At 70.4% G+C, this 6,829-nt stretch carries 5 protein-coding genes and 2 pseudogenes; 3 read left to right on the top strand and 4 right to left on the bottom strand.

The annotated features are described in order from the left end of the window. A pseudogene (locus ABD378_RS31095) lies at positions 1 to 156 on the top strand (primosome assembly protein PriA); the annotation flags it as partial. A gap of 234 nt (positions 157 to 390) precedes the next feature. Here the strand turns inward: ABD378_RS31095 and ABD378_RS31090 are convergent. Next, the gene (locus ABD378_RS31090) at positions 391 to 939 is read right to left on the bottom strand and encodes a hypothetical protein (RefSeq protein WP_344526241.1); all 549 of its coding nucleotides are present in this window, start codon (positions 937 to 939) and stop codon (positions 391 to 393) included. Positions 940 to 1,222: 283 nt separating this feature from the next. Here ABD378_RS31090 and fmt point away from each other — a divergent pair, with 283 nt between their 5' ends. Then, positions 1,223 to 2,167: a methionyl-tRNA formyltransferase gene (gene fmt, locus ABD378_RS31085; RefSeq protein WP_344526239.1), complete on the top strand. Its 945-nt coding sequence runs from the start codon at positions 1,223 to 1,225 to the stop codon at positions 2,165 to 2,167. A gap of 34 nt (positions 2,168 to 2,201) precedes the next feature. Next, a complete protein-coding gene (locus ABD378_RS31080) occupies positions 2,202 to 3,650 on the top strand; it encodes an RsmB/NOP family class I SAM-dependent RNA methyltransferase (protein WP_344526237.1) in 1,449 nt (482 codons plus the stop codon). Positions 3,651 to 4,285: 635 nt separating this feature from the next. Here ABD378_RS31080 and ABD378_RS31075 read toward each other — a convergent pair. The 3 genes and pseudogenes from ABD378_RS31075 to ABD378_RS44245 all read right to left on the bottom strand — a co-directional run. Further along, on the bottom strand, positions 4,286 to 4,588 hold the full coding sequence (locus ABD378_RS31075) for a hypothetical protein (protein ID WP_344526235.1): 303 nt from the start codon (positions 4,586 to 4,588) through the stop codon (positions 4,286 to 4,288). A gap of 42 nt (positions 4,589 to 4,630) precedes the next feature. Beyond that, complete coding sequence (locus ABD378_RS31070; protein WP_344526233.1) at positions 4,631 to 4,921, bottom strand: hypothetical protein; 291 nt, start codon at positions 4,919 to 4,921, stop codon at positions 4,631 to 4,633. Between the two features lie 688 nt (positions 4,922 to 5,609). Further along, a pseudogene (locus ABD378_RS44245) lies at positions 5,610 to 6,829 on the bottom strand (virulence factor); the annotation flags it as partial.

Genomic DNA, 6,829 nt, shown 5'->3' with positions numbered 1-6,829 from the left:
TGGGAGCGGGTGCTGGTTCGCGTGCCGCCGGGGAGCGGGGCCGCGCTTGCCGCTTCGCTGAAGGTGGCGCAGGCGGCGCGGATGGCCCGGGGGGCCGGGGGGGCCGCGGGGGTTGAGCCTGTGCGGATTCGGGTGGACCCGCTGGATATTGGCTAGGCCCCTGCTTTGGCGTCCCGCCGAGGGCCTTCCGCTGCGCGGTGCTTGCCGCACTGTCCAACGGTGCCCGGTAGCTTCGGCGTTGTGCCCACCCTTCCCCAAGCTCTCGGCTTCGCTCGAACAGGGGAGACTCCAATCGCCTTGCGCAACGCCTGCCCGCAACAAGGGCGGCGCGCAACGGCGGCGGCCTCCCACCGGGGAAACCGGTAGGAGGCCGCCGCGTTGTTGTCGTACTCAGCCGTTGCGTGGGCCCGGGAAGGCGCTGGGGCGGGGGTCCTCGCGGAGGGCGGGGCTGCCTGCCGTGGGCTGGGTCGGCATCGTGCGGGCCGCGGGGACCGAGGGGAGGGGCGCACCGACCGGGACCGGGGGCCGGGCGGCCGTGGAGGAGGGAATCGTCTCCGTGGCGCGCTCCGCTTCCGCCGCCGCCTGCGTGGTGGCCCGGCGGGCGCCGTAACGGCGGTGCACCGCCTGCTTGGTGACCCCGAGGGCCGAGCCCACCGCGTCCCACGAGAAGCCCAGCGAGCGGTCGAAGTCCACCGCGGCGGTCACCAGCGTCTCGACGCTGTCCCGCAGTTCCTGGGCGAGGCGGACGGTCGGGGCGGGGGCACGCCCATACACGACGAAGCCCGCGGAGGGGCTGGAGCGGCGCGGGCGGTATACGTTGCCGAGCTGGGCGGTGAGCGTACGCAGTGCGTCCACCTGCCGGCGGACCCGCTCGATGTCCCGAACCAGGAGGTGCAGGCTGGCCCGTGCCTGGGCGTCGTGGGTTGCGTGGTCGGCCATGAACAAGCCTCTCGAACCGGCGTTGAAAAGGATCGGGCCGCGTCGGCGGCCCGTTGTGGTCAACTCTTTCTTGACCAACGCGCTAGTTCGTGTGGGGTCACGGTGCAGGGGCGTATGCGCATATGCACAGGGCGCGCGTCCGCGCGTACGCCCCCAGGTGAGAGGCCACTCGGGGCGTGCGGCTCGGGAGGGGGGGGCGACCCGCGGAGAGCGGCCCGGCGGAGCGGCTCATAGACTGGTGCGCTCCCCGCACGTTCCCGTCCCGAGAGGCCGAAAGGCAACGATGAAGCTCGTCTTCGCAGGCACCCCCGAGGTCGCCGTCCCCGCCCTGGACGCCCTGATCGCCTCCGACCGGCACGAGGTGGCGGCCGTGGTCACCCGGCCCGACGCCCCCGCGGGCCGTGGCCGCAGGCTCGTCGCGAGCCCCGTCGCCCAGCGCGCGGAGGAGGTCGGCATCGAGGTGCTCAAGCCCGCGAAGCCGCGCGACGAGGAGTTCCTGGCGCGGCTGCGCGAGATCGCGCCCGACTGCTGCCCGGTCGTCGCCTACGGCGCGCTGCTGCCCAAGGTCGCCCTGGACGTCCCGGCCCGCGGCTGGGTCAACCTGCACTTCTCGCTGCTGCCCGCCTGGCGCGGTGCCGCGCCCGTCCAGCACGCGGTGATGGCGGGGGACGAGATCACGGGTGCTTCCACCTTCCTGATCGAGCAAGGGCTTGATTCCGGTCCTGTGTACGGCACCGTCACCGAGGTCGTCCGGCCCACCGACACCAGCGGTGACCTGCTGACCCGCCTCGCCTTCGCGGGCTCCGGGCTGCTCGCCGCCACCATGGACGGCATCGAGGACGGCTCCCTGAAGGCCGTACCGCAGCCCGCCGACGGCATCACCCTCGCCCCGAAGATCACTGTCGAGGACGCCCAGGTGGACTGGGCCGCCCCGGCTCTCCGTGTCGACCGCGTCGTGCGTGGCTGCACCCCGGCGCCCGGTGCCTGGTCGGTGTTCCGCGGGGAGCGGCTGAAGATCATCCATGCCGCGCTCGTCGCGGACCGCACCGACCTCGCGCCCGGCGAGCTCGCCGCCGCCAAGAACAATGTGTACGTCGGCACCGGATCGCATGCCGTGGAGCTGCTCTGGGTCCAGCCGCAGGGCAAGAAGCCGATGCGCGGCGCCGACTGGGCGCGCGGGGTGCGGATCGCCCCGGGTGAGCGGGTCGGGGCAACCGACGTAGGCTGAACAGGTTCGGCCCCCACCCAATAGCGGAGCACCTTTGAACGACCAGCCCAGCCGGCGACCCCAGAAGCAGGGCAAGCCCGGCAAGCCCCACCGCCGCCCGAAGAAGGACCCCGTCCGCTTCCTCGCCTTCGAGGCGCTGCGGGCCGTGGACGAGCGCGACGCGTACGCGAACCTCGTCCTGCCCCCGCTCCTGCGCAAGGCCCGTGAGAAGGAGGGGCCCGACAAGTTCGACGCGCGTGACGCCGCGCTCGCCACCGAGCTGGTCTACGGGACGCTGCGCAGGCAGGGAACGTACGACGCGATCGTGGCGGCCTGCATCGACCGGCCGCTGCGCGAGGTCGACCCGCCGGTCCTCGACGTCCTGAACATGGGCGTCCACCAGTTGCTCGGGACGCGCATCCCGACGCACGCCGCCGTCTCCGCCTCCGTGGAGCTGGCGCGTGTCGTCCTCGGTGACGGGCGGGCCAAGTTCGTGAACGCGGTGCTCCGCAAGGTCGCCGCCGATGATCTGGACGGCTGGGTGGAGAAGGTCGCGCCGCCCTACGCCGAGGACGCCGAGGACCATCTCGCCGTCGTCCACTCGCATCCCCGCTGGGTCGTCTCCGCGCTCTGGGACGCGCTCGGCGGCGGCCGCGCGGGCATCGAGGACCTCCTGGATGCCGACAACGAGCGGCCCGAGGTGACGCTCGTCGCCCGGCCCGGACGCACCACCGCCGATGAAATCCTCGACGCGGTCGGCGAGGAGTCCGCGCTGCCGGGACGCTGGTCGCCGTATGCCGTGCGGCTCAGCGAAGGCGGCGAACCCGGATCGATCGACGCCGTGCGCGAGGGCCGTGCCGGAGTCCAGGACGAGGGCAGCCAGCTCGTCGCGATCGCACTCGCGAACGCCCCGATCGAGGGACGCGACGAGAAGTGGCTCGACGGGTGCGCGGGACCCGGCGGCAAGGCCGCCATGCTCGCCGGACTCGCCGCCCAGCGCGGCGCCGCCCTGCTCGCCGCCGAGAAGCAGCCGCACCGCGCCCGCCTCGTCGCGCAGGCCCTCCGGGGCAACCCGGGCCCCTACCAGGTCATCGCCGCCGACGGCACCCGGCCGCCGTGGCAGCCCGGCACCTTCGACCGGGTCCTGATGGACGTGCCCTGCACGGGGCTCGGCGCTCTGCGTCGCCGCCCGGAGGCCCGCTGGCGCCGCCGCCCGGAGGACCTGGACGGTTTCGCGCCGCTCCAACGGGGGCTGCTGCGCACCGCGTTGGAGTCCGTGCGCGTCGGGGGCGTCGTCGGTTACGCCACCTGTTCACCGCACCTCGCTGAGACGCGTGCCGTCGTCGACGACGTGCTCAAGCACCACGAGGGCGCCGAACTGATCGACGCGCGCCCGCTGATCCCGGGCGTACCGGCGCTCGGTGACGGACCCGACGTCCAGCTGTGGCCGCATCTGCACGGCACGGACGCGATGTATCTAGCCCTGATCCGGCGGACTGCCTGAGGTCGCTTGTAGCGTCTCAGAATGAATGACCCTTTCTCATTTTCTGTGGTCCTTATCCGGCTCATGGGCCACAGGAATGAGACGTTCTGTTGGTTCGTTCGCGGTCATAGACTTTCCGGTGTTCTCTATACCGGCGCTGTGCTCTTGTGCGACCTTTGAGCTAAGGAGTCGACGGCTCGCTGTCATCGGCCCGTGGCCTTGGGGGCGGGGGAGCGTGCCTGGTGTCATCCGAGATTTGAAGGCATGCCCCGCCGCCCCCGCGGGCGGCGTCCCTCCACTGCATCCCAGATATCATCCTGTGATTAGCCGCACCCCTCGGGTACTAACTGTTCCAACTAAAGCTGCTGACGCTGTGCCTGTCGGCTCGTTGGTCTGGTTGTGGCGAAGCGTCAGTCGCGGCTGCGGATCGTGTCGGATGAACCGTGGTCGCTCATCGAGCGGTGCTGCCCCCGCCTTCTAGGAAGTCCGCGTTGGTCACGCCGACGAGCGGAGAAGTTCGGGGTTGCGGTGGGACACGTCAACCCATGGGTGCCGATAGTGGGTAAACCTGGGCGTTTGCCGGGTGCGGAGTAGGCCAGCGCGGCAGTGGGCGCCCCGCGCGAAGCGGGACGCCCACCTCTCAGTGGCTCACGCCCTCAGGCTCGTGCGGGCTCGCCGACGAAATACAGGTAGCCGAAGGAGGCGATCGCGAACTCGGCCGCCGCGATGAGCTTCCGCACCGTGCTGTTCTTCTCCCGCTCCGGGAGTGCGTTCAACTCCGCTACGAACCGCCTGAGTTGAATCTCGTTGAACATGGTGTCGCCGTGGCGGTTCACGGCGCGCAGGATACTGTCCTCCGGCGCCGACTCGCACAAGGCCAGGAACGTCTCCTTGCGGTCCTCGTAGGTCTTGGCCATGCGACCGTGCACTTGGTCTTCCACGTAGATGACGAGGGGCATGCGATACGTCTTCCTCCAGAGTGTCGTTCGGGGTCGGTCCGGTCAGTCCCCGGAGATGAACAAGTAGCCGCGCAAGGCTGCCGCCCGCCGCGCCATGTCGGCCACCTGTCGGGTCGTACCCGTCTTCCGCTCCTCGGGGAGCTGGTCCAACTCCCGGGCGAACTGCTCCAGTTGCTGTTCGTTGAACATGGTGTCGCCGACGGAGAAGACGCCGCTCATGACGCTCCCGTCCGGAGCCGCCTGGCACGCCGACAGGAAACTCTCGTCCAGATCGTCGCCGACGCGCGCCACGCGCTCGTGCGCCCCGTTCTCCAGGTAGATGCTGACTGCCACGGGCATTCCCCTACTCGACCGGCTTCGTGATCGGATACATGCTGCGTACGCTGCCGTACTTGTCCTGTACGACCTTGAACCACGAGGTGGGCTGGCTGCCGGTCACCTGGGAGGTGACTCCGACCAGCGCGCCCGCGTTGACGTTGCGTTCATAGAACCCGCTGCCGTTCGGACCGACAGCCTTGGACCGGTAGGACTTCTCGACCAGATCGTCTAGGTCGATGTCGGCGTCGAAGACGCCCTTCTCGGGCTCGATGTGCGCGCCTCCCTCGACATGTTTGCCCCGTACGTAGTTCTCCCCGACGTCGTCCAGCATGGGGGGTATCAGGCAGTCGTCGGCCGCGCTGCGCATCACGACCGCGCTGCGGGCGCGGCAGGCCTTCAGGGCCTCTTTCGCCCGCTTCCCGATGCCGGAGATCACGTCGGACGAGAGGCCGGACGCCTTGACGGCCTTCCAGGCGCCGGACGTCTTGCTTCCCGCCTTGAGTGCTGTATCGAGGGAGCGGATGGCCTGGACGGCGTCTTCGATCTTCTTGCCGGGGATGAAGTTGGCGGCTGCCCAACCGCATCCGCTGGCACTGCCGTGGTAGCAGTCGACGAAGTCCTGGACGAGGATGTCCCAGGCGAGCCTGGCGATCACCTTGACGATGTCCTGGGCGATCTCCAGCTTGGTGAAGTAGCGGGTGACGTCCTTTTTCAGGCCCTTGAAGGTCTGCGAGGCGAGATAGACCGTGTCGCGCTTAGGGCAGCTGGATTCGGTCGCGGCGACATCGGGGTTGGCGCACAGGTAGAAATCGACGTCGGCGTCGAAGGTGAGGGTGAAGGTCACCGTGCAGCCGGAGAGGCCGATGTCGATGACGCAGTCGTTCTTCGGCTTCGGGTCGCCGGTGAGCCTGATGCCGTCGACGACGTAGAAAGTGCCGCCGATTCCCGTGCCCGCACCGACGGATACCTGCTTGTTGGCTTCCGCCCGCTCGGCCCGGTCCGCGGCGTCCTGCGCGTCGTCGGCGTACTTCTTCGCGTCCTTGGCGTACTGCTCGGCCTCGGTCGCGGCCTCGTCGGCACGGTCGGCCGCGGCGCGTGCGTCCTTCGCGTCCTGTTCGGCCGCGTCCGCAGCGTCCCGGGCCGCTTGCGCGTCGAGGGCGGCTTCGTCGGCGGAGTCGCGGGCGTCCTTGGCATGCCCTTCGGCCCGGCCCGCCGCCTTGTCGGCCGCCTCGGCGTCCTCGGTGGCCTGCCTGCCGTACTCGATCGTGCGGGCCAGGGACTGCACGGCCTTCGTGGCGGCCTTGGCGGCGTCCGCCGAGTAGCCGAGGGCTTCCTTGGCGTAGCCGCGCGCGGTGGCCGCGTATCCGGCGGCGTTGGCGGCGTGCTGGTAGGCCGCCTTCGTGTCGTCCTGTGCCCTGTCGGCGATGGCCTTGGCGGCCTTGGCCTCCTCCTCGGCGTTCTTGGCGTGGGCGTCGGCGACGGCCTGTTGCTGTTCAGCGATCGTCTTCGAACCCTGCCCCGTCAGCACCACCAGGGAAGCGGCGCTGTCGGTGTCGATGTAGGGCGAGCCGATCTGGATCGCGTCGTTGGCCGGACGGGCCACCTGCACGGCGGCGTTTCCGGCATCGATGGCGGCCCCGGCAGTGACGTGCGCGTACCCGGCGGCCTTCACCGATGCGGCGAGGGCCTTGGCGGCCTGCTTGTTCGCCTCGTCCGCGTGGGATTTGGCGGTCCTGGCGAGCTCTTCGGCCTTGTCGGCCTCCTTCACGGCCTGGTCGGCCTCGTAGGCGGCGTCCTTGGACGCCTGGATGGCGTCGGCGGCGGAGCTGGTGGCTTTCCTGACGGCCGCGTCGGCCTTGAGCTTCGCCGCCTCCGCGTCGTCCGCGTGCGCGCGGGCCCGGTTGGCCGCGGCCTCGGAGCGCT

This window comes from Streptomyces rectiviolaceus (assembly GCF_039533825.1).
Lineage (GTDB): Bacteria > Actinomycetota > Actinomycetes > Streptomycetales > Streptomycetaceae > Streptomyces > Streptomyces rectiviolaceus.
This window is presented reverse-complemented; position numbering and strand designations above follow the sequence as displayed.

What these genes read in the sequence shown, in the direction of transcription:
- ABD378_RS31090 (WP_344526241.1), bottom strand. Translation starts at nt 939, where the DNA reads ATGGCCGACCACGCAACCCACGACGCCCAGGCACGGGCCAGCCTGCAC.
- fmt (WP_344526239.1), top strand. Translation starts at nt 1,223, where the DNA reads ATGAAGCTCGTCTTCGCAGGCACCCCCGAGGTCGCCGTCCCCGCCCTG.
- ABD378_RS31075 (WP_344526235.1), bottom strand. Translation starts at nt 4,588, where the DNA reads ATGCCCCTCGTCATCTACGTGGAAGACCAAGTGCACGGTCGCATGGCC.